This is a genomic window from Flagellimonas alginilytica (assembly GCF_042134605.1).
In the GTDB taxonomy this organism is placed as follows: domain Bacteria; phylum Bacteroidota; class Bacteroidia; order Flavobacteriales; family Flavobacteriaceae; genus Flagellimonas; species Flagellimonas alginolytica.
Window position 1 is genome coordinate 3,513,436 of the sequence record NZ_CP169638.1, and the last position, 25,845, is coordinate 3,539,280.

The 25,845-nt window shown below is 42.2% G+C and carries 29 protein-coding genes; 13 read left to right on the forward strand and 16 right to left on the reverse strand.

All coding sequences use genetic code 11. The annotated features are described in order from the left end of the window. Nucleotides 1-230: 230 nt before the first annotated feature. From ABTP35_RS15835 to ABTP35_RS15860, 6 genes are all read right to left on the reverse strand, one after another. Entirely contained in the window at nucleotides 231-608 is a 378-nt protein-coding gene (locus ABTP35_RS15835) for a DUF302 domain-containing protein (protein ID WP_293295189.1), read from the reverse strand. A gap of 9 nt (nucleotides 609-617) precedes the next feature. After that, on the reverse strand, nucleotides 618-1,535 hold the full coding sequence (locus ABTP35_RS15840; RefSeq protein ID WP_293295188.1) for a helix-turn-helix domain-containing protein: 918 nt from the start codon (nucleotides 1,533-1,535) through the stop codon (nucleotides 618-620). Between the two features lie 51 nt (nucleotides 1,536-1,586). After that, nucleotides 1,587-2,003 (reverse strand): nuclear transport factor 2 family protein, encoded by a 417-nt coding sequence (locus tag ABTP35_RS15845; protein ID WP_293295187.1) that lies wholly within the window; start codon nucleotides 2,001-2,003, stop codon nucleotides 1,587-1,589. Nucleotides 2,004-2,070: 67 nt separating this feature from the next. Next, a complete protein-coding gene (locus tag ABTP35_RS15850) occupies nucleotides 2,071-2,538 on the reverse strand; it encodes a YHS domain-containing (seleno)protein (RefSeq protein ID WP_293295186.1) in 468 nt (155 codons plus the stop codon). A gap of 30 nt (nucleotides 2,539-2,568) precedes the next feature. After that, complete coding sequence (locus ABTP35_RS15855; protein WP_224836871.1) at nucleotides 2,569-3,114, reverse strand: carboxymuconolactone decarboxylase family protein; 546 nt, start codon at nucleotides 3,112-3,114, stop codon at nucleotides 2,569-2,571. 371 nt (nucleotides 3,115-3,485) lie between these two features. Continuing rightward, entirely contained in the window at nucleotides 3,486-4,220 is a 735-nt protein-coding gene (locus tag ABTP35_RS15860; protein WP_293295185.1) for a cysteine hydrolase, read from the reverse strand. 548 nt (nucleotides 4,221-4,768) lie between these two features. Between ABTP35_RS15860 and ABTP35_RS15865 the strand changes: the two genes are divergently transcribed. Next, complete coding sequence (locus ABTP35_RS15865; protein ID WP_293295184.1) at nucleotides 4,769-5,002, forward strand: hypothetical protein; 234 nt, start codon at nucleotides 4,769-4,771, stop codon at nucleotides 5,000-5,002. A 10-nt stretch (nucleotides 5,003-5,012) separates the two neighbouring features. Here the strand turns inward: ABTP35_RS15865 and ABTP35_RS15870 are convergent, their stop codons facing one another. The 7 genes from ABTP35_RS15870 to ABTP35_RS15900 all read right to left on the reverse strand — a co-directional run bounded on the left by ABTP35_RS15870 (nucleotide 5,013) and on the right by ABTP35_RS15900 (nucleotide 11,680). Further along, nucleotides 5,013-6,203 carry a sorbosone dehydrogenase family protein gene (locus ABTP35_RS15870; protein WP_293295183.1) on the reverse strand — a complete coding sequence of 397 codons (1,191 nt, stop codon included), beginning with the start codon at nucleotides 6,201-6,203 and terminating at the stop codon, nucleotides 5,013-5,015. 96 nt (nucleotides 6,204-6,299) lie between these two features. Beyond that, nucleotides 6,300-6,854, reverse strand: coding sequence for a DUF4251 domain-containing protein (locus ABTP35_RS15875; protein WP_293295182.1), 555 nt, complete (start codon nucleotides 6,852-6,854; stop codon nucleotides 6,300-6,302). A 67-nt stretch (nucleotides 6,855-6,921) separates the two neighbouring features. After that, nucleotides 6,922-7,839 carry an EamA family transporter gene (locus ABTP35_RS15880; protein WP_224836866.1) on the reverse strand — a complete coding sequence of 306 codons (918 nt, stop codon included), beginning with the start codon at nucleotides 7,837-7,839 and terminating at the stop codon, nucleotides 6,922-6,924. A gap of 94 nt (nucleotides 7,840-7,933) precedes the next feature. Continuing rightward, the gene (locus ABTP35_RS15885) at nucleotides 7,934-8,269 is read right to left on the reverse strand and encodes a hypothetical protein (protein ID WP_293295181.1); all 336 of its coding nucleotides are present in this window, start codon (nucleotides 8,267-8,269) and stop codon (nucleotides 7,934-7,936) included. 161 nt (nucleotides 8,270-8,430) lie between these two features. Further along, nucleotides 8,431-9,123 (reverse strand): OmpA family protein, encoded by a 693-nt coding sequence (locus ABTP35_RS15890; RefSeq protein ID WP_224836864.1) that lies wholly within the window; start codon nucleotides 9,121-9,123, stop codon nucleotides 8,431-8,433. Nucleotides 9,124-9,127: 4 nt separating this feature from the next. Beyond that, complete coding sequence (locus tag ABTP35_RS15895; RefSeq protein ID WP_293295180.1) at nucleotides 9,128-9,613, reverse strand: lipocalin family protein; 486 nt, start codon at nucleotides 9,611-9,613, stop codon at nucleotides 9,128-9,130. An 87-nt stretch (nucleotides 9,614-9,700) separates the two neighbouring features. Further along, nucleotides 9,701-11,680 (reverse strand): dehydrogenase E1 component subunit alpha/beta, encoded by a 1,980-nt coding sequence (locus ABTP35_RS15900; RefSeq protein ID WP_293295179.1) that lies wholly within the window; start codon nucleotides 11,678-11,680, stop codon nucleotides 9,701-9,703. Nucleotides 11,681-11,789: 109 nt separating this feature from the next. Here ABTP35_RS15900 and ABTP35_RS15905 point away from each other — a divergent pair, with 109 nt between their 5' ends. From ABTP35_RS15905 to ABTP35_RS15925, 5 genes are all read left to right on the forward strand, one after another. Further along, entirely contained in the window at nucleotides 11,790-12,740 is a 951-nt protein-coding gene (locus tag ABTP35_RS15905; RefSeq protein ID WP_293295178.1) for a 2-oxoglutarate and iron-dependent oxygenase domain-containing protein, read from the forward strand. Between the two features lie 2 nt (nucleotides 12,741-12,742). Next, nucleotides 12,743-13,072, forward strand: a complete 330-nt coding sequence (locus ABTP35_RS15910) for a translation initiation factor (protein ID WP_293295177.1) — start codon at nucleotides 12,743-12,745, stop codon at nucleotides 13,070-13,072. A 143-nt stretch (nucleotides 13,073-13,215) separates the two neighbouring features. Then, nucleotides 13,216-14,148 (forward strand): DUF1835 domain-containing protein, encoded by a 933-nt coding sequence (locus ABTP35_RS15915; protein WP_224836859.1) that lies wholly within the window; start codon nucleotides 13,216-13,218, stop codon nucleotides 14,146-14,148. Nucleotides 14,149-14,153: 5 nt separating this feature from the next. Beyond that, nucleotides 14,154-15,041 carry a nucleoside phosphorylase gene (locus ABTP35_RS15920; RefSeq protein WP_293295176.1) on the forward strand — a complete coding sequence of 296 codons (888 nt, stop codon included), beginning with the start codon at nucleotides 14,154-14,156 and terminating at the stop codon, nucleotides 15,039-15,041. Nucleotides 15,042-15,112: 71 nt separating this feature from the next. Next, entirely contained in the window at nucleotides 15,113-15,961 is an 849-nt protein-coding gene (locus ABTP35_RS15925; RefSeq protein ID WP_293295175.1) for a substrate-binding domain-containing protein, read from the forward strand. Nucleotides 15,962-15,986: 25 nt separating this feature from the next. Here ABTP35_RS15925 and ABTP35_RS15930 read toward each other — a convergent pair whose 3' ends face one another. Beyond that, a complete protein-coding gene (locus tag ABTP35_RS15930; protein WP_293295174.1) occupies nucleotides 15,987-16,652 on the reverse strand; it encodes a uracil-DNA glycosylase in 666 nt (221 codons plus the stop codon). A gap of 239 nt (nucleotides 16,653-16,891) precedes the next feature. On the opposite strand from ABTP35_RS15930, the gene ABTP35_RS15935 reads away from it, so the two are divergent. Further along, a complete protein-coding gene (locus tag ABTP35_RS15935; RefSeq protein ID WP_293295173.1) occupies nucleotides 16,892-19,066 on the forward strand; it encodes a DNA mismatch repair protein MutS in 2,175 nt (724 codons plus the stop codon). 29 nt (nucleotides 19,067-19,095) lie between these two features. Here ABTP35_RS15935 and ABTP35_RS15940 read toward each other — a convergent pair whose 3' ends face one another. Beyond that, nucleotides 19,096-19,455: a winged helix-turn-helix transcriptional regulator gene (locus ABTP35_RS15940; protein ID WP_375334312.1), complete on the reverse strand. Its 360-nt coding sequence runs from the start codon at nucleotides 19,453-19,455 to the stop codon at nucleotides 19,096-19,098. 99 nt (nucleotides 19,456-19,554) lie between these two features. On the opposite strand from ABTP35_RS15940, the gene nfsB reads away from it, so the two are divergent. The 6 genes from nfsB to ABTP35_RS15970 all read left to right on the forward strand — a co-directional run bounded on the left by nfsB (nucleotide 19,555) and on the right by ABTP35_RS15970 (nucleotide 24,509). Then, nucleotides 19,555-20,232: an oxygen-insensitive NAD(P)H nitroreductase gene (nfsB, locus tag ABTP35_RS15945; RefSeq protein WP_293295172.1), complete on the forward strand. Its 678-nt coding sequence runs from the start codon at nucleotides 19,555-19,557 to the stop codon at nucleotides 20,230-20,232. 6 nt (nucleotides 20,233-20,238) lie between these two features. Beyond that, a complete protein-coding gene (locus tag ABTP35_RS15950) occupies nucleotides 20,239-21,114 on the forward strand; it encodes a DUF4437 domain-containing protein (RefSeq protein WP_293295171.1) in 876 nt (291 codons plus the stop codon). A 2-nt stretch (nucleotides 21,115-21,116) separates the two neighbouring features. Next, the gene (locus tag ABTP35_RS15955; protein WP_375334313.1) at nucleotides 21,117-21,920 is read left to right on the forward strand and encodes an SDR family NAD(P)-dependent oxidoreductase; all 804 of its coding nucleotides are present in this window, start codon (nucleotides 21,117-21,119) and stop codon (nucleotides 21,918-21,920) included. Between the two features lie 206 nt (nucleotides 21,921-22,126). Beyond that, nucleotides 22,127-23,047 carry a hypothetical protein gene (locus ABTP35_RS15960; protein ID WP_293295169.1) on the forward strand — a complete coding sequence of 307 codons (921 nt, stop codon included), beginning with the start codon at nucleotides 22,127-22,129 and terminating at the stop codon, nucleotides 23,045-23,047. 245 nt (nucleotides 23,048-23,292) lie between these two features. Beyond that, nucleotides 23,293-24,069 (forward strand): DUF2268 domain-containing putative Zn-dependent protease, encoded by a 777-nt coding sequence (locus ABTP35_RS15965; protein ID WP_293295168.1) that lies wholly within the window; start codon nucleotides 23,293-23,295, stop codon nucleotides 24,067-24,069. Nucleotides 24,070-24,101: 32 nt separating this feature from the next. Continuing rightward, on the forward strand, nucleotides 24,102-24,509 hold the full coding sequence (locus ABTP35_RS15970; protein ID WP_293295167.1) for a thiol-disulfide oxidoreductase DCC family protein: 408 nt from the start codon (nucleotides 24,102-24,104) through the stop codon (nucleotides 24,507-24,509). Between the two features lies 1 nt (nucleotide 24,510). On the opposite strand, the gene ABTP35_RS15975 is transcribed toward ABTP35_RS15970, so the two are convergent. Then, the gene (locus ABTP35_RS15975) at nucleotides 24,511-25,836 is read right to left on the reverse strand and encodes a dicarboxylate/amino acid:cation symporter (RefSeq protein ID WP_293295166.1); all 1,326 of its coding nucleotides are present in this window, start codon (nucleotides 25,834-25,836) and stop codon (nucleotides 24,511-24,513) included. Nucleotides 25,837-25,845 lie beyond the last annotated feature (9 nt).

The window sequence follows — 25,845 nt, forward strand, 5'->3', positions numbered from 1 at the left end:
TTAATATGGCTTAGCTCAAGTTATGGTAATTTCCAAATTGGATAAACAGGAAATTTTTTTAAAAACGAAGCACTTAATCTCTAAAAATATAAAAAATTAACAAGCAAACTATTACAAAATAATTCATCAAAACAAAAAAGCCCTAAAAGGCTTTCTCTAACATTCCAAAAACTAAGTATATAACCGCCCCATACAGCGTACTGCGAGGCGGTTTTTTTACTATACAAATACTAGTTGTCGACTATTCTCTTTACCCGTTCCAACAGTTCCGCTGCCATGGCAGGGTCCAAGCCATAATCCTGTAGGCTGCCCACCGGGTTTTTAAAACTCAGTTGGGTGGTGGTCTCATCCAGTTGGTGCAGTACCAGTTTTAGGGGAATATCGTTTATGGCCAAAGGATCGTTCGCCATGATCTCCGCAATATATTTCGGGTGAAAAAAGAGCAATTGCCGCAATGGCGCTATGCTTACCCCGTGTTTGGCCACAATGGCCTGGGTGTCTATTTCGTGCAGCAGTATAAAGCCGTGGTCCACGATACGTTGTTTCAAGGTTTTGTACACCTGCCCAAAGGGCAACGGTAAGGTCTGGTGAACTATATGGGCTTTCATAAATAGGTTTTACGCAGAGGCAGCACGGGCAAAGCCCACCGTTTCGCGATAGGTTTTGGGGGATATGTCCGCATTGTTCTTAAAAAATCGGCTAAAGTAGTGCTCATCGTCGTACCCCAGGTCGTAGGCAATCTCCTTTACGGTTTTGTTGGTAAGGTACAGCTCGCGCTTGGCCTCTATTATGATCCGCTCGCTGATCAGGTTGGTCATGGTCTTGTTAAAATGGTTCTTGGTCATTTTGGCCAGTGCCTTGGGGCTAATGTTCAGCAGATCGGCATATTCACCGGCGGAGTGCATGGTCTTGTAATGGGTCTCTATCAGGTTTTTGAGCTTTTGTAAAATAAAGGGCTCTTTTTCGTCGGTGCTGCCCTCCAAGGCTTCGGGCTGTTGCTTGGCCTTGGCGCGGGAGGCGGATATCAAAAATATTTTAAGATAGGATACCAACAGTTCGTACTGTGCCAATTCGGATTTTTGTACTTCGGCATACATCTGCTCTATTATGCGTTCCAGTTCGTTTTTCATATCGTCCGTAACACAGAGCATGGGCGGGCTATAGATATTGTTAAAAAGGATTCCGTTGCAGGCCACTTGTTCGTGGTGCTTGTGAATGCAGAAAAAATCGGGGTGAAAATTCAAAACCACGCCCTCCAGAGGTACTTCTTCGGTAAAGGTAAAGGGTTGATAGGGCGTTACGGCAAAAAGCGTGTTCGGGGTAAAGGGATATTCCGCAAAATCCACTTGGGCGGTGCCCCTCCCCTTTTTTATCCAGATCAGGGAATAGTAATTGAACCGATGGGTATCGCAAAACTGACAGCTATTATCAAATTCGGAGAGTTTAAAGGCCAAGTTCCCGGTCTGTTCGTTAATAAGTGTGTTGGTGTTGTAGATGTCCATATCAATGTTCAATAAACAGTTGTCAATTATCAATGGTCAGTTTTAGTTTTGAGTAATTAGAAATCTTATATCTGACCTCTGAAATTAAAGTCTTCTCTCCGATTCGGTTATCGGCAGATCGTTGATGCTGGCATAGCGTTTTTGCATAAGCCCGTGCTCGTTGAACTCCCAATTTTCGTTCCCGTACGCGCGTATCCACGCTCCTTCGGCATTTTGGTATTCGTATTCAAAACGAACTGCAATCTTATTGTCGGTAAAGGCCCATAGTTCCTTTCGTAGTTTGTAATTTTTTTCTTTTTGCCACTTTTCGGTCAAAAAGGCAACCACCTCTTCTCGTCCGTTCACAAATTGGGAACGGTTGCGCCATTCGGTATCCACGGTGTAGGCCTTGCTCACTTTTTCCGGGTTCTGGCTATTCCAGGCATCTTCGGCCAATTGTACTTTTTCCTTTGCGGTAGCCTCGGTAAAGGGAGGCAACGGATATTTCTTTTCTGTTTCCATAATCGTGTCTTTTAGATTGAAAAAGGGCAGGACCTTTACGACCCCACCCCTCTCAGGCAATTAAAACCTACTTGCTATTTTTTACTTTGGGCCATTTGGCATGCGCCGCTTTTTTAAGCTCGGTGGTGCGTTGTGCCCAATCTTGGTACGTATTAAAGGGCTCTCCGTTAAAGGGTCCGTTAAAGAACAGGTACAATTTTCCATCGATCACCGTATAGGTTTCCGGATTGATGGGAAACTTGGCGTCTTTGGCACCTACGCCCCACGCACAATACCCATCGAATTGGGGCAAATAGTTCTTGGGCGATTTTTTAAAGGCATTCTGATTTGCCTTGCTGGCAAAATAATAGGTAGCCCCTTGGTGCTTTACCGCATAACTCTTGCTTCCTTTTTTGGCTTCTCCGGAAAAGTAGGAGACTACATCGTACCCACCAATGGCAAGACCGTTATCGTCTACCGGTGGGGTCTGGGCCTGTACACTTATGGCTGCAAACAATGTGAATGCCACAAGCAATAGATTTCTAAATGTTTTCATCTGTTTTTGATTTTAAGTTGTAATAATCGGTTATACCGTTGCAGCTTCCACTACTGGGAAATCGATATCGGTATTGGCCGTATTGTTAAAATAATTGGTAAAAATGTTCAAGGCTACATGGGCAACGATCTCGCCGATGGCGCCATCAGTATATCCGGCATCTTTAACAGCTGCCACATCTTCTGCAGAAACCCGTCCGTTCTTAGCGATCAAGGTTTTGGCAAATTGAAGCGCTGCCTCGATTTTTGCGTCCCCGTTTTCACCACCCCTTGCGGCCTGTAGGGTATCTGTGTCTATCCCTACCAATTTTTCACCTATAAAAGAATGTGCGGAAAGGCAGTAGTTACAGGCGTTGGACTCTGCTACGGACAAGGCCAATAATTCGCCCAATTTTCCGCCCAAAGAGCCTTTCCCCAATGTGTCGCTAAGGTTTAGGTAACTTTCCAATACCACAGAGGAGTTCCCCATGGTTTTCATCATATTGGGAACCATTCCCAATTTGGATTGGATACCTTCAAATAATTCTTTTGATCTTCCGGTTGCTTCCTTTGGATCTAATGCTTGTAAACGTGTCATAATTTTCTGTTTTTTAAATTCGTAAATGCTTTGTCTTTATTGACGATACAAAGGTGCGTTGATGATAGCTAGTATAAAATGGACAGATTTCGCCAGTCCTTGGACAATTTTCCCTTTGGAAATTGAAAGCATTGAATATCAGGCAAAAACATTGAGATGCGTCATTCTGAATTCATTTCAGAATCCCATCATGGTTTTGAGCAAATCATTATGAGAACCTGAAACAAGTTCAGGTTGACGAAAACTACCTCCTTGGATATCCTTCTCGGACATTTTTACATGGGTTAACTACTTGACCGTCAAAAAAACAAGGGGCCCGATCTACATCGAACCCCTTGTCAACCTACTGCAACATCACAAACACTTAAGTCTTACTTTATGCCGTGCATTTTAAGTTCTTTCACTAATTCGTCCGTGGTAAACACCTTACTGGAGATCATTTTATAATTGGTCTGAGCAGCTTGGTCGCCATCCAACCCAGGTAGCTTGGCAGAAGCTGTGGCATCGCCAACAACAGCTACTTCGAAACCGTTTTCCACCAACTCCCTCATGTGCGATTCTGCACAAAGGTTACCGGACATTCCGGCCAAGATCACCTTGTCCACCCCTTGTTTTCTTAGCTGTAGGGCCAAATCGTTGGATTCGGAACCGAACACTTTATGGGGACCGGTAACCACTACCCTATCCTTGTTAATGTATTTTTTGTACCGTGGCAACCAGTCGGCGCCAGAGCCTTCAAATCCTTTTACGTTCAATTGATCTCCACGATCGAACATGGTAATGTTGTGCATCAACTTTTCCAGGGTTCCTTCGAATTTCCATTGGTGATCGTGCTCGTAGTAGTAATGGGGAGAAATAAACACAGGAATGTTATACTTTTCTCCCAATTTGAACATGGTCTCCAAGTTCTCGATAGTGTTGTTTTCCTTTACACTTTGCCCTACGGCCCCCCAAGCCACTCCGTCCGGGCTAAGGAAATCGTTTTGTGGATCGGTGATCACAATGGCGGTAGAGCCATCGATTACAAAACCGGGTTCTGGCAATTGGGCATGTAGTCCCGAAATGGTGATCATAAACACGCTAAGTGTTCGCATTAAATTTTTCATTCTATTTTTCTTTAACTGATTAAACTTAAATTTTGATGAGACAAAGTTCCGGTAATGAAGAGGCTTAAAAAATGGACAGAGTTCGCCAGTGAATGGACAATTTTCCTTTTCCGGAATTTTTAAGTGCAAAGAACAGCTATCCGTATATTCAAATGCAGTATTCATCAATTAAAAACCTACATTCGTCAATTGGTTGCGTAAAATAATTGCACAACGTGTAGCTTGCTAAAAAAACGGGAATATGACTACACTCGAAACTATAAATGCCTTACAGATCTTTTGTTTGATCATGGCCGGAATTATTATTTTTATGATCGGTTGGTTGGCCGGTGCCCATTGGGGATCCAGACACAGGGTGTAATATAATGCCCTGTTTTGCCGTTACCACTAATTCCAAATCATTTTAAACCTACGCAGCTATTTTTTGGAGCGACCCATCACTTGATCGTATACTGGCCTATTTTGGCGATGAGCAGTTCACTGTAAGGATCGATAGGCTCCGTACCGGAGAATTCCGCTACCTATGCTGGCACAATAAGAGAAGCATTTTGGGCAGGCCCCAATTGATCCTTAGGAACGGGCAGGTCACCAAAAACCCAAACAAAAGAATTACACAGTATCTTTTCCACCACGAAGGCTCCACTTTTACCATAGAACATTTGGTCTCCAAAATTGAGGGCGGTATTAATTACTATTTTGTTGAAGTGGTGAGCAAAGACCAAAAAAAAAGTACTTGGAAAATGAACGAATTGACCATTCCCAAGTACCTTTTAAATTTATGATATTATTGCCCTAACCTTTATAGGTAACCCTATATATGGCATTTCCATAATCGTCCGAAATTAACAGCGAGCCATCTTCCAAAAACAACAGGTCCACCGGTCTACCAAATGCCTCTTGGGTTTCTTCGTTTAACCAACCATCGATAAAAGGAGTATAACTTATTGCCTTGCCATTTTCCAATTTTACCAAAGTTACCCGATAGCCAATTTTAGACGAGCGGTTCCATGAGCCGTGCTCTGCCAGAAAAGCATGTCCTTGATACGACTCCGGGAACATGGGTCCTTTCCCAAATTTTACGCCCAAAGCGGCTACATGCGCATCCAAAGGTTGAACAGGAGGTACAAAATCGGAACAAGGTCGTTGATCGCCGAACTCGGGATCTTTTACGGTTCCCCCATGGCAGAACGGATAGCCAAAATGTTGCCCGGTTTCGGTAAGCTTGTTCAACTCACCGGGAGGAATATCGTCTCCCATCATATCCCGTCCGTTATCGGTAAACCATAACTCTTTGGTATCCGGGTGCCACGTAAAGCCAACCGTATTTCGCACACCATGTGCCACTATCTCCCGGTTGCTCCCATCGGGATTCATTCGTGTTATGGAAGCATAGCGTTTATCTACCGTTGCACTATCGCAAATATTACAGGGCGCGCCAACCGGCACGTAGAGTTTATCGTCTGGTCCAAATGCAATATATTTCCAACCGTGATGGAACTCCGTTGGATAATCATCATAGATCAATTCTGGTTCCGAAGGGTTTTCCAATTGTGTTTCTATATCAGAAAACTTGAAGAGTCTGCTTACTGCGGCCACATACAGATCACCATCCTTGAAAGCCACACCATTGGGCTGCTCCAAATCGGAGGCAATAGTGTAGGTCTTGTCCGCTTTATAATCACCATCGGTGTCCTTCAATGCATACACCACTCCCTCGTTACGCGTTCCCACGAACAAGGTGCCATCGGCCCCCATGGCCATGGAGCGCGCTCCCTCGAGGTTTTCTGCATATAACTCGATATTAAAGCCCTCGGGAAGATTCAGCCTTTCCAAGGGTAAATCGCCATTAGATTCTTCTGTGTTCTCGGTAATCTCTTCGGAAGTTTCTTTGTCTTTGTTTTCTTTTTTTCCATTGCAGGAAAGCGTAGTAATCGCAAATGTGAGCAAACATAATGACCTAAAGGTCAGCGCGTACATTTTCATAGTGATTTTTTAAGTGTTGTGGTTTTGAATTGATAAAGCTAAAACAAAATGAAGAAAACCATGCGTCACGGCGCATTACTTTTTTTGATAAACCGTTTATTCCTCTTTGAATGGGACAAGATCCCCCTGAAACCACATATTGGTCCGATGGGTACTGGAAATATTGAGCCTGGCGGTACCGTTAGAGTATAATTGGGCAATTACCTGATACCCTTCGGAATCACCATTGATTGAAAAACGGATGGTTTTCCCATTATCCTTTTTTGTTGGAACTATGGTCAAGTCCCTAGGAATGCCTTCAAAAACAATACCTCCCTTATTTTGATTGTAGCCACCTCCCACTCTACGTTCTCCAAAAAAGGGCAGATCGGCCATAACACTGTCCCCTACCATTTTAAAATAATTTGCAGCACCTGTAATTTCAATGCGGTTTGCAGTGCTGCCCGGAGGCAACAAGCCTGCATTTGCGATACTGTTCATACTTTGCGTGACCAATGGTTGCGCCCAGAGCGCCCTGATTTCAAAATGCTTGTTTGCGACCATTTCTTCCAGTGCCGATACTTGTTCCGGTGTAGCTTTGTTTTGCGAAGAGGCACAAGCCACCAAAGACAATAACAGCGAATAAAGTATGAATTTTTGTAATGGTTTCATCGTTTTCAGCATTGTTACCGATAAAATACAAAATATTGACATCAAATCCGAAAGAAATAACGGTGCGTTAACGTTTGAACCGCTCAAATATGGCCAAGGTTTTTTTGGTGTTGATGAAATATACTCCTGTTAAAAGAATGGCGGCCGCAGCTACCGATTGCAGTGTAATCTTCTCATCCAAAAAATACCAGCCCAATAGTAAGGCAACAATGGGGTTAACATAGGTGGAGGTAGCCACTTTTTCGGGAGAAACCGTCTTTAACAAATAATTGAAAGAGGTAAATGCGACAATACTTCCAAAAATAATGAGCAGTACCATGGAAATCTGCACTTCTGTACTCCAAACCAATGGAGAGGACCACTCCTCACCAAAGGCCATGCTCATTAAACTAAGAATAAGGCCTGCAAAAAACATCTGGTAGCCGGTATTTACAAAGTAATTGCTCGGTAAATCCGCTTTGGCCACAAAAAGACTGGCATAGGCCCAGCAGACCATACAAAAGAAAATCATCATCATGCCCAAAATCGATTCTTCTTGAGTAATGATCTCTTTTTGGCTTACCAACAAATAAATGCCAATTATCCCCAAGACCACCCCCACTACAGACATGGGTTGAATTTTTTTACCCTGCAAAACTCGCATCATTAAAAGTATGATCAGAGGTTGGGAAGAAATTTCCAAGGCCGCAAAACCGGTATCCACATAACGCAACGCCCAAACCACAAGACCGTTGCCCACACTTAAAAAAAGTATTCCGGCAATTATAGTGTTTAGTGCTTGCTTTTTGGTAATCCGAAGAGAGATACCCATTATTTTGGCCAAAAGAAAAATAAATAGGCCTGCCAACGTGAACCTGCAACTGGCCAACATAAACGGAGCTAGTTCCAATACCGCAATCTTGTTCAGCAAATAGGTCGACCCCCATATTACATAGATGGCAAAAAAAGCCAATACGACCAATGCAGAGTTTGATGATTTTCCCATTCCACGACAGTTTTACCGTCCTGCAATATTACGCATGTTTATGGTGTAAAGAAGTACTTCCAAACAAAATAAACGTAAAAAAGGATCTTAAGTATTATAAAGGTCGGTCAAGGCTGAACAAATAGGATGCAAAATCGCTTTCCAATTTTTTGAAGCGATCTAAATGAACCCTTATTTCCTTTTCCAGACCATGGGAGAGATCGTTCTTCTTTTGCTGCACTTTTTGCATCAGGCTTTTTTGATGCTTTCTAAAATTATGGATGCCATCTTTTAGTTCATGGAATTTTTCGAACCGCTGTGGACATTTTGGTTCATAGGTATAAGAATTTAATTTTTGGGAAAGCCGTTGAACCATTCTATCGTTTCTTTCAACCCTCAACAGCAACATTTCTTGCTGATCTTGAATACTTTTTGGTGCTTTACTTTCCATGGCAACTCAAGGGTTTCATTTTTAACCTTTTACCTAGATAATTTACATAATTTCTTTCAAATTGTGCTAGTTTAACCCACATTTAATGGTTTATTTAACATCCGTAAACAAAAAAAGGTCCGATATAGTACCGGACCTTGATGTGTTATAAAAGATGAATCCTAGTTTTCGGTCTTCTCGTAGGCTTCCTGTTTTAGCTCATCACTCGCTATAATAGCAAGCTCCACTCGTCTGTTGGCCGCTTTTCCTGCGGCAGTTTCGTTGGATTCTATAGGCTGTTCTTCGCCATACCATTTCGTGGTAAAGCGACCACTGGAAATTCCTTTGGAAACTAAATAGCTGGTTACGGATTGTGCCCGGCGCTGAGATAGGCCCATATTGTATTCGGCCGCGCCATCGCTATCGGTGTGCCCCTCAATTAGAATATTGGTTTTAGGATATTCTTTAAAAATTCCCGCCAATTTATCCAAAGTTGCAGCAGAAGCGCCTTTAATGTCGGATTTGTTAGTGTCGAAATAAACACCATTCTCCCCACTAAAGGTAACATTGATGCCCTCTCCTACCCTTTGTACCTCGGCACCAGGGATTTCCTCTTCGATTTGTTCTGCCTGGCGATCCATACGATTACCTATATAGCCACCGGCCGCCCCACCCACAACGGCTCCGATAATGGCGCCCAGGGCGGTATTTCCTTTTCCTACATTGTTTCCTATAATTCCGCCGATCACAGCTCCGCCTCCTGCACCGATCGCAGCACCTTTTTGGGTATTGTTGGCATTTTTAACGGCATCACAACTAATGATTAGTGTCAGGGCCAAAAAAGCCGTTGCACTTTTTAATAGTATATTTTTCATGTAATTATTTTTTTGAGAATTCATAAACTACGGTTACAGGCTGACCATCAACGGACACATTGGATTTAAGTGTCATGGATTGTTCCGTTAGATCAACGATGTTCAAACGGTATCCGTATCCTCCAGATATATCCTTTCGTTTTTCGTCGATAAACTTAAATTGCAATTGGCTTTGGTAATTTTGTTGGGGCTCTACAACGGACCATCTAAAAAAGCGGTCACCGCCTTGGCAAAGCGAACTTTGCTTGATCGTGTAGCGGCCAGTACTGTTGTTATCCCTAAAAAACCACTCGCTATCCTCAAAGCAGATATCCTCTGCATCGTTAAAGATGGTGGATTTAAAGTTACCTGAATTGTTTTCGTAGTAAACGTTGTCCAAGTTCCAAGTTCCACTGAACAAATTTCTTTGTGTTCTCGCGCTCTTGGAAACGGAACATGATGTGAGCAAAAGCCCCATCACGGCAATTAATAATAGTGATCGTTTCATCATAAGTATTAAGTTAATGTTCAAAAAATATACGATTGGGGACGTATTTACAGTTGTTAAAGTATTAAAAAAATAGGTAAACCACTCATATTAATATTGATACAGCTCAATTAATTCTGTTTCAAATCTTTTCTTTGGCAGATAATTCTCTTCGAGCGGTTTGGCAAAAGGTACCGGTGTTTCCAAACTTCCCACCCTTTTTACCGGGGCATCGAGGTATTTAAAACAATTTTCCATGACCATGGCGGAAATGTCACTTGCCACCCCTCCAAATAAGGTATCTTCTTGCAAAATTATCAATTTACCCGTTTTTCTCACGGACTCGTAAATGGTATCTGTATCCAACGGCTGTAAGGTTCTCAAATCTATCAGGTCGGCGTTGATCTCCGGGTGGTTTTCCAACGTTTCCAAAGCCCAGTGCACACCGGCACCATAAGTAACAATGGAAATTGCATTTCCTTTCTTCAAAATATTTGCTTTACCAAACGGGAGCGTGTAATAATCCGTAGGGACTTCGCCCTTTACACTACGGTACAATCCCTTATGCTCAAAAAATAGAACTGGGTTGGGGTCGTTAATTGCGGTATTGAGCAAGCCTTTGGCATCGACCGGAAATGCCGGGTACACCACCTTTAACCCCGGTGTTTTGGTAAACCAGGCCTCGTTGGTCTGAGAATGGAACGGGCCTGCTCCGACACCACCACCACATGGCATTCTTACCACTACATCGGCATTTTCGTTCCAACGATAATGCACCTTGGCCAAGTAATTGACAATGGGATTGAATCCTGAACTAACAAAATCGGCAAACTGCATTTCCATTACGGCTTTCATCCCGTTTATGGACAGGCCCATCGCAGCAGATACTATAGCAGACTCGCAAATAGGCGTATTTCTAACCCTTCGTTTTCCAAACTTGGACACAAAACCCTCGGTAATTTTAAAAACTCCGCCATAATCGGCAACGTCCTGCCCCATTATAATCAATTCGTTGTGCCTGTACATGGATTGTTCCAGGCCTTGGGAAATTGCATCTACGAACCGGATTTCTTCAGTTGCATTTTTTTGAGGAACAATGTCTTGATAATCAAATTCTTGATATACTTCTCTTAACTCCTTACTTTCACTACAGGTCACGGCCGGTTCATCAAAAGCCAACTGAAGATTAGAGTTGATTTCCTCGGTAATCTCAGTTTTTAATGTCTCGATCATTTCGTTGGTCAGTACACCTTCCTCCAACAAAAAGCTTTCGTAATTGGAAATAGGGTCTTTCTCTCCCCATTCTTTCATTAATTTATCCGGAACGTATTTGGTGCCACTGGCCTCTTCGTGCCCCCGCATCCTAAATGTCTTAAACTCCAACAATACAGGTCTCGGTCTTTTGCGAATTGCCCTGCAAAGCTCATCAACTTTGGTAAAGACCTCCAAAATGTTGTTTCCGTCGATGATCCTGGACTCTATGCCATATCCTTTGGCCCTATCCGCAAGGTGCTCGCAATTATATTGTTCGTTTGTGGGTGTGGACAGGCCATAACCGTTGTTCTCGATACAGAACAACACAGGTAAATTCCAAACGGAGGCTACGTTCAACGCTTCGTGAAAATCCCCTTCGCTGGTCGCCCCCTCTCCTGTAAAAACAGCCGTTACCCGCTTTTTTCTCCTTAGCATATCGGCCAATGCAATTCCATCGGCAACACCTAATTGTGGGCCCAAATGGGAGATCATCCCCACGATTTTATATTCTTGGGTTCCAAAATGGAAACTTCGGTCCCTACCTTGTGTAAATCCGTTCTGCTTGCCTTGCCATTGGGAAAAAAGTCGGTTCAACGGGATGTTGCGCGAGGTAAAGACCCCTAGATTTCGGTGCATGGGCAAAATGTACTCGTTTTCCTTAAGAGCTTGTGTAACCCCTACAGAAATGGCCTCTTGGCCCATACCGCTAAACCATTTTGAAATTTTGCCCTGCCTAAGTAAAATCAGCATCTTTTCCTCTATCATTCTAGGCTTCAGCATACCTTTGTACAAATCCAGCAACTTATGTTCTTCCAAGTTGCCCACATGATATCTCATACAATAAAATTCTGTTCGGTAAATGTAGTAAAAAGCCGTTCAAACTCTTAAGAAAAGAAAATCCTAAAGCAGAATTTCCTATTTTTGATATTATTCCAAAGATGATATTATGAGTGCTATACCAAGCGTGGACCTGAAAGATTTTGTTTCGGGCGATCCAGAACGAAAGGATAAATTTGTGAAAGAAATTGGTGCCGCTTTCGAGGATATCGGTTTTGTTGCCTTGGGCGGACATTTTTTATCCGATGAACTGGTCGAAAGTCTTTATTCCGAGATTAAAAAATTCTTTGAGCTACCACAAGAAGTTAAAGACACATACGAGATAGAGGGCATTGGGGGGCAAAGAGGCTACACTTCCTTCGGAAAAGAACACGCCAAGGGGAAAAAGGAAGGCGATCTTAAAGAGTTTTGGCATTTTGGCCAATACGTTGAGGACAACCCAAAACTAAAAGCTGAATATCCGGATAATGTAACGGTCAAAGAACTGCCCAAATTTAACAGTGTTGGTAAAGAAACATACCAAATGCTGGAAAAAACAGCAAAATATGTGTTGCGTGCCCTGGCATTGCACCTAGGGCTAGAGGAAAACTACTTTGATGATTACATTAAAAATGGCAATTCCATTTTGAGACCCATACACTACCCTCCTATTACCGAAGAACCCAAGAATGCGGTAAGAGCTGCGGCCCATGGGGACATTAATCTTATTACTTTGTTGATGGGCGCCCATGGCAAGGGGCTTCAAGTAAAAGATCACCAAGGCAATTGGGTGGATGCCATTGCCAAACCCGACCAGTTGATGATCAATGTCGGGGACATGCTGTCCAGATTGTCCAACAATAAGCTAAAATCCACTATTCACCAGGTAGTAAACCCACCAAGGGAACTTTGGGGCACTTCGCGCTATTCCATTCCATTTTTTATGCATCCAGTGAGCGATATGCCTTTAAATTGTTTGGAAAATTGCATCGACGAAGAGCACCCGAAAGCATTTGATGACATCACTGCGGGAGAGTTTTTGCACGAGAGATTAATCGATTTAGGACTGATAAAGAAATAAATATGGACCTGGGAGACCAATTAAAAAACCTATTTCCAGACCACGTTCCAGAAGAAGAACCCGATAAAGAACAGGGAAAATCGCCATATTGGCTGCAGGATGAACCTGTTATCTGCAAATATGAAAAACGCAAAGGCAAGCCCTTAACCATTATTGAAGGGTACAATGGAGCCAACAGTGACTTTAAAAAATTGACCAAAGACCTAAAAACTTTTTTAGGGGTTGGCGGCAGTTTTAAGAACGAAACCATAATCATACAAGGGGATTACAGGGATAAAATAATGGATTTCCTAAAGGAAAATGGGTTTTCGGTAAAACGTGTCGGTGGATGATGTTCAACCATCCAGTAAAAGAATAAAGAGGTTTTATTTATGACCAAGCAACCCGGGGACACCAATGTTTTTTTAAAAAATTTTTGTGTTGTTGCTTTAAGTCTTACTTTTATTATTCCTAACCAACGAAAATAAAGCTGAAAATGAAATCACTGTTGCACATAACCAACGGGGACAGTTTCACATCCAAACTACAGTCTTTACAGTTAAAAGGAGATGTAATTACATGGAGGGAAATGCTTTGCGAAGGCAAAACACTCTCCACAGTAGGGAGCGAATCGTTCTGGAAAACCAGGTTCGAATTCCTCAATAAAAATTACAAAGTCTCCAAGTCTTGGTTTATTGAAAAAACCTTAAAGGAATATAGATCTCTATGCAACCATAAACAACAAGATCAAATTGTTTTGTGGTTCGAATACGATCTTTTTTGTCAAATAAATATGCTGGCGGTATTGAGCTGGCTAAAAACTCATAGAAGACATGCCGAAGTATCTCTGGTATGCAGTGGCAAAGAAGACAATTCCGGCAGACTATACGGTCTTAACGAACTGAGCGATGACAAATTACTGGAGCTTTACGATAATCGAAAGGTGCTGACCCAGGATGACATTGAATATGCGGACTACATTTGGCAATTATATTGTAGCGACAACCCTATCCGATTGGAGAATCAAATTGCCAACAACGATTTCCAATTCGAATACCTCTCCGATGCCCTCAAAACCCATCTTAAACGATTCCCTACCATTAAAAATGGATTGAACGACCTTGAGAACCATATTTTGGAAACCGCAAAGAGCCAAAAACCTAAATCCAAAAAGGAATTGATGCGCGAGTTGTTGACAAATCAAGGATTTTATGGTTTTGGTGATACACAGTACGAACGAATGATTTTATCCCTAAAACCGCTTTTTAGTTCTTTTGACCCGGTAAAACTTACAAAAAAGGGACTGGATGTTTTAAAGCAGGACACTAATTATTATTCGGAAATACGTGATAATCAAATGTATTTGGGAGGCTCCTTAAAGTATAACTTCTTATACAATACCGATACAAACCGCATTCTTAAATTGTAACCAAAATGGATTCATCTTTGGGCAACTCAGAGCTTATTCTGAATCCTGATGGAAGTATCTATCACCTGAACCTGCACCCAGGTGACATTGCCCATACCATAATTACCGTGGGCGATCAAAATCGAGTCCATGAAGTTTCCAAATACTTTGATTCCATTGAAGTAAAAAAGAGTAAACGCGAATTTGTTACACATACCGGATATTGTTCCGGTAAACGGATTACAGTAATCTCCACAGGCATCGGTACCGACAATATCGACATTGTTTTTAATGAACTCGACGCACTCGTAAACATAGATTTTACTTCTAGACAAATTAAATCAGAAAAGAAACAGCTTAATTTTATACGGGTCGGTACATCTGGCTCACTACAAGCCGATATTCCCGTTGACTCTTTTTTGATGAGTACTGCAGGAATAGGTTTTGACAACCTGATGCACTTTTATGATAGTACGGATATTCGGAACACCGAACTGGAATCTCATCTTACCAATTACTTGTCATGGGACGATTACCATATACACCCGTATGTGGTCGATTTTGATGAAAAATTAGGTGAAGCAATGCGTTCAAATCGTATACGATTAGGTGTAACAGGAACAAATTCAGGATTTTATGGACCTCAAGGAAGAGTATTAAGACTACAACCGGCAATTCCTGACTTTAACGAAAAACTTGCTGGCTTTACCTATAAAAACCTAAAGATCACCAATCTGGAAATGGAAACCGCTGCCATGTACGGTATTGCCAAATTACATGGACATAGAGCTATTTCATTAAATGCCATAATTGCCAATAGGGCAACAAGCGAGTTTTCCAAGGATGGAAAAAAGACCATAGATGAGTTGATACAATATACCTTGGAGCGCATAGTCAAAAGTCAACTGGTATAATTTTATATCTTTAGTTTTTTAAAATATACCGACCGGAACCCTATGAAACAAACCATGAAAAAAATCGCCAAATGAAAAGAGTAAAGATTATTGGGGTTCCAGAACATTTTAACCTGCCATGGCACCTGGCACTCGAGGACAATGCCTTTAAGGATAGGGGCATCCAACTCGAGTGGACCGATATACCCGAAGGTACCGGAAAAATGACCCAAATGCTTCAACACGGCGAAGCGGACCTTGGCGTAATCCTCACCGAAGGGGTCATTAAAAGTATTTCACAGGGAAATCCCGTAAAAATTGTGCAAGAATATGTATCCTCTCCCCTACTTTGGGGCATTCATGTGGATGCCAACAGTGAACGAAATTCTGTCACAGCTCTTAAAGATGATAAAGTTGCCATTAGCCGAATGGGAAGTGGAAGTCATTTAATGGCCTATATCCATGCACAGGACCGTGGCTGGGATACGGAAAACCTGGAGTTTGAAATCATCAATAATTTGGATGGAGCAGTAGAAAACCTATCAAATGGTTCCAACGCTTATTTTATGTGGGAACATTTTACCACAAAACCACTTGTGGACAATGGCACCTTTAGGCGTTTGGGCGACTGCCCTACCCCTTGGCCTTGTTTTGTGATCGCTGCCACGGACACATTTATTTCCAAAAACGCCGGTGCCTTGGCTCATATTCTGGATATCATCAACACCTATACTTCAGAATTTAAGCAAATTCCAAGTATAGACAGGACATTGTCCAACAGATACGGGCAAAAACTGGAAGACATAAAAGAATGGCTTTCCAAAACCACTTGGGGACAAAAGCAATTGCCTGAACAAACCGTAAATGAGGTTCAATCCAGACTATTTGATCTAAACTTGATTGACGAAGTAAAATCGCCGAAAACCTTTCTTTGGAAATAAGATCCAGTTGGGCAAAAGTACCGTCCTACCAATCAATGGGCGTTTTGCCCATTCGGGCCAATAATGTATTTGTTTTGCTGAAATGCTGATTGCCGAACCACAGTCCACGGTTGGCGCTCAATGGCGATGGATGACCGGAGGTCAAAATGTGATGCTTCGTTGTATCGATCAATGATGATTTTTTCTTGGCAAATCCACCCCAAAGTAAAAATACAACACCTTCCAACTCATTGGAAACTGTTTTAATAACAGCATCGGTAAATTGCTCCCAACCTCTTTTTTGATGGCTTCCGGCCTGTTGCGCCCTTACTGTAAGCGTAGCGTTCAACAATAGAACCCCTTGATCGGCCCAACGTTGCAGATTACCACTTTCTGGATAAGGTTTGCCCAAATCCATATTGATCTCTTTAAAAATATTCATCAAAGATAGCGGATGTGGAATCCCGTCTTTGACCGAAAAGCACAGCCCATTGGCTTGATCGGGGCCATGATAAGGATCTTGACCGATCACAACAACCTTGGTTTCGTGAAACGGAAAATGATTAAAAGCCGAAAAAATCTCTTGGTCCTTTGGGTAGCAAGTGTATTGCTGATATTCCTGTTTTACAAATCCGGTCAACTCCTTAAAATAAGGTTTATCAAACTCCTTTTGAAGTTGAATTTTCCAACTAGGCCCAATGTTTACGTCCATGTAGTAACTTTACTTCTTTTTGGTCAGTTTATAGATCAAATACCCGATTCCAACCACAAAATGTAGCAATATCACCCCAGCTATAATATAAATAACGGTATTGTCGCCCCTAATTTTAACTTAGATCTATGTAAAGGATTAAGCTGCAATCAAAAGTACACAAACCAACTTGTTTTTGCCAAAGGGCGTGCCTTTAAAAACACATCAAAATCCTATCTTTGCGATGCTAGAAGAAATAGATGCAACAGATCCACCCCAAAACACTTCAAGATTTAGAATTCCCAACTGTATTGACCCAAATAGCCTTGCGCTGCAATACGGAACTGGGAAAAGCAGATGCCTTGAACATAGTTCCATTTAAACAAAAAGAGGAACTTATGCATGTACTGGGGGAAACTTCGGAGTATTTGGCTTCCTTTTCCAACGACAACCGTATTCCTAACCACGGCTTCGACCAAATCAATAGTGAACTTGGTCTTTTAAAGATAGACAACAGCACCTTGGAGATTGCAGGGTTCCGAAAAATTGGCGGCATCTGCAAAACTGTGGCGATCCATCAAAAATTCTTTAAAAAGTTCAAGGAATACTACCCATTGCTTTTTGAAAAAATTGATGCTTTGGAGCTACAGCTGGACATTCCCGGTGCCATCGATGAAGTTATCGACAAATTTGGGGAAATCAAAGATTCCGCCTCCACTGAACTGAGGCACATTCGGACCCAGATCAACGAAGTCCGCGGTAAGATCAATCAGAGTTTTGGGGCTGCCCTCGGACGATATCAGTCCTTGGATTTTCTGGATGAAATCCGTGAGTCCGTAGTGGAAAACCGCCGGGTTTTGGCGGTAAAAGCCATGCACCGAAAAAAAGTGAAAGGTACCGTAATGGGTACGTCCAAAACCGGGAGTATCGTTTACATTGTGCCAGAAGCCACGCTAACCTACACCAGGGAACTTGGTAATTTGGAGTTTGAGGAAACAGAAGAGGTACAGCGCATACTGAACCAGCTTACGGATACCATCAGGCCCTATCGGGATGTACTAATGGACTATCAAACCTATTTGTCCAATACGGATATCACCGCAGCCAAGGCAAAATATGCCAACGAGATGAACGGCATTTTGCCCGAGGTCAACGAAGAAAGGGAATTGTTCCTTCGTGATGCCTACCATCCACTACTGTTTTTATCCAATAAAAGAAAAAACGAAAAAACCTGGCCGCAGACCATAAAACTGCACCAAGAAAATCGAATTATCGTAATTTCCGGCCCCAATGCAGGTGGAAAAAGTATCACTCTTAAAACAATCGGGTTGCTTCAAGTAATGCTCCAGAGCGGTATGCTGATTCCTGTACACGAGCGCAGTTCAGTTTGCTTTTTTGATAAGATATTAACGGATATTGGAGACAATCAATCCATTGAAAATCATTTAAGTACCTACAGTTATCGACTTAAGAACATGAATCATTTTCTAAGAAAATGCAACGATAAAACCTTGTTCCTGATCGATGAGTTCGGTACAGGTAGCGACCCTGAATTGGGTGGGGCTTTGGCAGAAGCATTCTTGGAAGTATTCTACGAACGTGAAGCCTATGGCGTTATCACCACTCACTATGCCAATTTAAAGGCTTTGGCCAACGAATTGCCCCATGCAACCAATGCGAATATGTTGTTCAACTCCAAAACCTTGGAACCTACTTTTCAGTTGGTGTTGGGAGAAGCAGGAAGCTCCTTCACTTTCGAGGTGGCGCAAAAGAACGGCATCCCCTACTCCCTGATCAACAAGGCGAAAAAGAAAATTGAACGTGGCAAGGTCCGTTTTGATGCTACTATTGCCAAGCTGCAAAAAGAACGCAGCAAAATGGTGGAAACCGGCTCTAAATTAAAGGAAGAAGAAATTAAGGCCAGGGAGGAATCCGAGCGCTTGGAACAATTAAACTCCAAAATCAAATCCAAGTTGGAGAGCTACCAGGAAATGTACGACCACAACCAGCGCATGATCCAATTGGGAAATAAAGTAAACACAGCTGCCGAAAAATATTTTATTGACAAAAAGAAACGACCATTGATATCGGAAATGCTCCGAATCGTGGAAACCGAGAACAGCAAGCGTAAAAAAACCACAGCCAAAAAGGCCAAGGCCCAACAAGAAGAAAAGAAGCAAGTGGCCCAAGAGCTGGAGCAAAAAATCAAGAAGGTCCGTGTGGAAAAGAAAATAAAAAAGAAAAAGGAAATCCAGGCCGAAAAGAACAAACCCCGCCCCGTGTTCAAAGTAGGCGATCGTGTCCGTTTATTAGATGGCAAGGCAGTGGGCACCATTGACACTTTGGAAAAAGGCAAAGCCGTTGTAAATTACGGTATGTTTACCACTAATGTAAGTGTTGACCAATTGGATTTGGTCGAGGCTAAAAAGAAATAGCCACGCCACAGCTCTTCCAAGGTCAAATTTTACGCATCTGAATAATTTTCAACAACATAATCTCCCCAATCCGCAATAGATTGGATCAAGGGTATTAAAGTTTTGCCAAAATCGGTCAACGAATATTCCACTTTTAACGGCGGTTTTGAGGTGTAGACTTTTCTTTTGATCAGGCCATCCTCTTCCAACGCTTTTAATTGTAGACTTAAAGTGCGTTCGGTTACTGTGGGCATTGTTTTTCGCAACTCACTGTACCTTAAAGTATCATGCATTAAATGATAAAGAATCACCGTTTTCCATTTACCGCCGATCAGCCCCATCGTCAAACTGGCGCAACATGGATATTTGGTTCCCTTATAGCTAAGCATCTTGGGTTCATTTTCTTTCATAAGCCTATACTATCATTTATGACCGTTATTGCAAAGATAGAATACTATACTTACGTTTGCAACTATAAATAGTATAGTAACTAATATTTGTATATAGAAATGGAAGCAAAAGTTAATAATCAAATTGAATTAAAAGAAGTACTGAATTGGAGGTATACCACAAAAGAGTTTGATCCAACCAAAAAAATCTCAAAAGAAGACGAAGACAACATTAAAGCATTGCTGCAAATGAGTGCTTCGTCCATCAACTCACAGCCATGGCATTTTATAATTGCCAGCACGGATGAAGGCAAACAAAGACTGGCGAAGGGGACCGAAGGTTTTTTCAGTTTTAACAATCCAAAGGTTTTAGATGCCTCGCATGTGGTTCTGTTCTGCTCCAAAACGGATATAGATGATGATTACCTCCAGCATGTAACGGATATCGAGGATGCAGACGGCCGATTTGCAAAGGAAGAGTTCAAAACACAGAATTTTGGGGCAAAACAATTGTTTACCAACATCCACAGGTTTGATCTGAAGGATGCCCAACATTGGATGGAAAAACAAGTGTATCTGAACATTGGCAATTTCCTTCTTGGCGTTGCGGCCCTTGGCATTGATGCTGTCCCTATGGAAGGAATTGATGTAAAGGCCCTGGACGAAGAGTTTGGACTGCGCGAAAAAGGATATACCTCACTTGTGATGGTAGGTTTGGGCTATAGATCAGCAAACGATTTTAATGCCAGCTTACCAAAGTCCCGATTGCCGAAAACGGAAATTTTCACAGAGATATAGAGTACCATGCAAACAAGAACAAACACATTTATAGCGATAACATCCTTATTCATTGCGCTTGGGTGCAACCAACACAAAGAATCTGTAGAACCCAAAAACGGTGGGGCTACCGAAAAGACAATTGAACCCACAAACAAGGTGTTGTTGAGCTCTGATATTGTTTGGCAAAAATTGAATCCCGCCCGTGGCGACCAAAGTCCACAGGCGGGCACAATATGGGGCAATAGGAATGGAAAGGTCGCTACTGGCTTTCTAGCGAAATTTACGGATGGATTTTCCTCTCCTCCCCATATTCACAATGTAACATACAGGGCAGTGGTGTTAAAAGGCACCATACACAATGATGACCCCAAAGCGGAACATATGTGGATGACCCCTGGCAGCTTTTGGACACAACCGCAAGGAGAAGCACACATTACATCGGCCAAAGGCGACGAAAACATTGCTTATGTGGAAATTGACCATGGCCCTTATTTGGTAAAGCCCACGGATAAAGCTTTTGACAATGGCGAAAGGCCCATCAATATAGATGCTTCCAATGTGGTTTGGTTGAATTACGAAAAAAGCGAGTGGCTTGCCAAGGACAGCAAAGCGGAAATCAGTTTTCTATGGAAAAGCCATACAGATAATGCGCTCCAAGGCGTATTCGTTAAGCTTCCAAAAAGATTCAACGGCAAGCTCCACAGTACTGGAAATATTTTTCATGCAGTTGTGGTCCAGGGCGGTTTGGATTACATCTTGCCACAGACCAAGGAAATAAAAGCATTGGATATCGGTAGTTACTTTACTTCGTCCGATCGGGCTTTACATTCCATTGCAAACACCTCCGATACGGAAACAATCCTGTACATACGAACCAATGGTTCCCTTAATATTGATTAGCAATGAAAACAATTTTGGTTACAGGGAGCACGGACGGTATCGGTAAATTGACGGCCATTGCGTTGGCCAAAAATGGAAACCGGATTCTGTTGCATGGGAGAAACCCCAAGAAATTAGAAAAGACAATCACTGAACTAAAGGAAGCAGCCAACCATGAAAAAATAATCGGTTTCGTCTCGGATTTATCAGATTTTGAAAGCATACGACACATGGTCGGTGAAATTTCGAAAGAAGTTTCAGCCATCGATGTTTTGATCAACAATGCAGGGATTTATGTCAGTCCCAACAGAGTTAACTCAAACCAATTGGACATGCGGTTTGCCGTAAATTATTTTGCTCCATACCTTTTAACTTATGGACTTATACCACTTCTGGAAAAAAGCAGTGCCCCACGGATCATTAATTTGAGTTCCGCTGCGCAATCCCCGGTATCGTTCAATGCCTTGATGGGAAAAGAATTGCTAACGGAGCAAAAGGCATACGCACAGAGTAAATTGGCACTGACCATGTGGAGTTTTTATTTGGCAAAAACAAAAAAATCCCTGAATGTAATCGCTGTGAACCCAGGGTCGCTTTTAAACACCAAAATGGCTCAAGAAGCATTCGGGCAACATTGGTCGCCAGCAAGCAAGGGTGTCGAAATAGTATGTGATTTGGCCTTTTCGGATGTTTATAACCAAAGTAGCGGGCAATATTTTGACAACGACAAAGGGCCCTTTGGCGAAGCCCATCCCGATGCCTATGATAAAGGAAAAATTACCCAGTTGATTTCTGAAACCAACAAAATATTGGGGATTCGGCCATGAGCAATCCAAAGAAATAAAAACGGCTGACATTAAGTGGTTGAACCCCACTTGAACGGCCGACAGTGAATAAATGCATTGATGTAATCCTCTACTTAGTGGTAATTCTTGCTCACCGTCCTCAATGATTTTTTAAATTCTAATTAAAAAAAGTGTAACATTTTTGATGATTTTGAGTCCTATGGATTCATCATCAAAAAACAATCAGAATGACCATCCGTAAAATGGCAAATACATGCTTTGCCCTTGCTTGTATTTTTTCCTTAGCGCTTTTGGGCTCGTGCTCCAACGACAATGCCGACGATAATCTGGTAAATGACCCGTATCTTCTTATCCCGGACAACCATTTTGAGCAATTACTTATTGATCAGGGAATCGATACCGATGGTACACTTAACGGACAAATGTTACGGGAAGATGCCGAAAAAGTTGAGCGACTGGATATAAACCTGAACAGTCACTTTGGGGATATAGAGGACCTCACGGGCGTCGAAGGGTTTGTAAACATTACTTTTTTGTCCGCGATCGGTCAGAACCTGTGGGAAATCGATTTAAGTTCCAACACAAAATTGGACACCTTGTATCTTCAAAACAACAACTTAAAAACCATCGATTTAAGTAAAAACACCCGTTTGATCTTGGTGAATGTATTGCAAAACGAGTTGAATACCGTTTCCGGACTGGAGCAAGCAACGCGATTAAAATTTTTGAACCTGTCCTACAACTACTTTGAAGATTTTAGCATTACCAACGAGTCACTGGAACATTTGCTCATCAGCAATAATGTGCTGACCTCTTTTAGTTCTTCCGGAGCGCCCAATCTAAAAAGTATTCTATTGACCACCAATCAACTTAGCTCAGTGGACCTCAGTTCCAATCCGTCTTTGGAAACCTTGGTAATATCGGACAACAGCCTCGAGGGCATCTATCTGGCAGATAACCCGAACTTGCTGTATTTTTATGCCTCTTCCAATATGATGACCCAATTGGATGTAAGCCAAAATCCAGCGCTGATAGATTTACGTGTAGATAGAAATCCGAACTTGAGCTGTATTAAAATAGAAAGCGGACAGGAAATACCTACCGTAACCTTATCCGAATATCAGGAACTGAACGAGGATTGCGAATAATCGTGCGGATAGTAAGAACCATTTACACGAACTTTTGTTTTTATTGGATATTTCTCAAAACTTGAAATGCTATAAAAACTAAACCCTTTGAAAACACATTTCGAAATGACGAACTGTGTTCCGATTGAGAAATCTAAATTTCTCATACGTTCTGATGATTGGCCACATTATGACCGGTTTTGATGTCTTTTTCTTTGGATGTAACATTATTGGGGCTATGGAGTCTACAAGTAAAACAAACATCAATGAAATCAATCAAAATCCTATTATTCCTTTTTGCGTTATTAGTTATCAGCTATTGCAAGAAGAGCCCGAACATTACAGAAGCAGCAAGTTCTATGGTCACCTTTACCGAAGATGGTGGTAAATTTACCACATCGGAAAAAGAACTCATTCGAGAAACAGTACTGGAATCTGAACAAGAAATTCGACCCCTAATACCGACCCTACCGGACAGTATAACCGTATCCCTGGAAATTGTGGATTGGGACCTTGATGTGGTCGGAGGTGTTACCGGACGTACCGAATCCAATTCCCCACCATTAGTGATGATTCAAATCTCTGATAAATATCCAGGGGGCATTACCAATGCCGTGCATGTAGCTCTAAAACACACAATTTACCATGAATTCCACCATTTGTACCGAGGTTGGGCCATTCAGGACAACAAATATGGGCCTGGTATTTCCACAGCTGCCATAAACGAAGGTTTGGCCGTTGTTTTCTCTGAGGAATATACCGGTAAAGCCATGGAAGCGGATACCCCACCAGAAGCAGCCATTGCGGAGCAGTGGGCGGAAGAGATTAGGTCTTTGCCCCTAAATGCGAACTATCAACATTGGATGTTCCAACACCCCGATGGCAGACAGGCCGTTGGTTACAGAACCGGAAACTACCTGATTAGAAAAGCAATGACCAATTCAGGCAAAGACGTTCTTGAACTCAGCGAACTTACTCCCGATGAAATTTATAAACTAGCTGGATATTTACCCTTAAAAGCAGAGCCCACATCCATAAACTAGGCTTTCATTGCAAAGCTACGTATCTTTGACCCGTGGAAAACGGTAAAAAAATAATTTTGTTCGATGGGGTCTGTAACCTCTGTAACAACTCTGTCCAATTTGTAATAAAACGGGATAAAAACGATGTATTCCGCTATGCGGCACTCCAGAGTGATGTGGGCCAACAGTTATTGAAACAGCGTCATATAGACACCATTGCCGTGGACTCCATTATCCTCATCGAGCCGGGAGTAGCCTATTATACCAAGTCCGACGCTGCCCTGGAAATTGCACAGCATTTGGGCGGATTATGGAAATTATCCGCCATATTCTCCTGGATACCTGCAACCATAAGAAACCGCATTTACGATTTTGTGGCAAAAAACCGCTATAAATGGTTTGGCAAACAGGAGTCCTGCATGATTCCGACCCCTGAGTTAAGAGCGAAGTTCTTGGATTGATTTATTTCACCTCATCGTAATGATCGTCCCACTCTTGCACGTGCGGTTCTCCCAATTTACCTACTGATTTGGCCACTACCATGGAAACTGTTGCATCACCAGTGACATTTACAATGGTTCTACACATGTCCAAAGGCCTATCTACTGCAAAAATCAGTGCAAGTCCAATGGCCAATTTATCGGAAGGAAAACCAATGGATTCCAATACAATAACCAACATAACCATTCCCGCTCCGGGTACCGCCGCCGATCCAATGGATGCCAATAAGGCAGTCAAAACAATGGTCAACTGATTTCCAAAAGTAAGGTCGAATCCGAGTGCCTGTGATATAAATACTGCTGCGACCCCTTGGTACAGGCTGGTACCATCCATATTAATGGTTGCTCCCACAGGCAATACAAAACTGGACACTTCTTTATCTACACCAATGTGTTCCTCTACCCTTTCCATTGTAACCGGCAAAGTGGCCGCACTGGAACTTGTCGAGAACGCCAATAATTGGGCAGGACTGATCTCTTTTAAGAACCAGAATGGGTTTTTCTTGGTAACTACACCTACTATTGTTGCATAAAAAACAATCATTAGGGCAAGACCCAAAACGACTACGCCGGCATATTTAAGCAACGCCAGTAACAAATCGGGGTCACTGGAAGATACCACTACTCCCGCCAAAAGGGCAAACACGGCATAGGGTGCCGTAAGCATGATCAGGTCTACCATTTTTAGTACCACATCATTCAGGGCATCAAAAAATTCCTTTAAGGGCTTTGCCTTTTTCTCGCCTATCAATAACATGGAAATTCCCAAGAAAATGGTAAAAAATATTACTTGCAACATCAAAGCATTGTCCGTCATGGCCGCCATGGCATTGTCGGGGACCATATCTACAATAAATTGCAATGGCCCACTATCTTTCTGTCGGGATGCTTCCTCTATTTTGGATGTAACACCTGCATCTCCCGCATAAGTGTCAGTTAACTTTGTTACCGTATCCTCGGAAATTCCACTGCCCGGATTCATCACGTTTACCAACAATAACCCAATGGTAATCGCAACTACAGTTGTAAGGATGTAAATCCCAATGGTTCTTAGCCCTATATTTCTGAATTTTGATATATCCTTTAGGTCGGAGATACCTTTTACCAAAGATGCCAAGATCAATGGTATGGCGATTAGTTTAAGAAGTTTTACAAAAATGGTCCCCAATGGTTGGATCCAATCAGATACAAATTCCTTGCCCCAGCTAATTTGGGTCATTGCAAATCCAAAAAGAATACCTAAAAGCATTCCGATAAGAATCTGCCAGTGCAATTCCAATTTCTTCATAAAGTATAT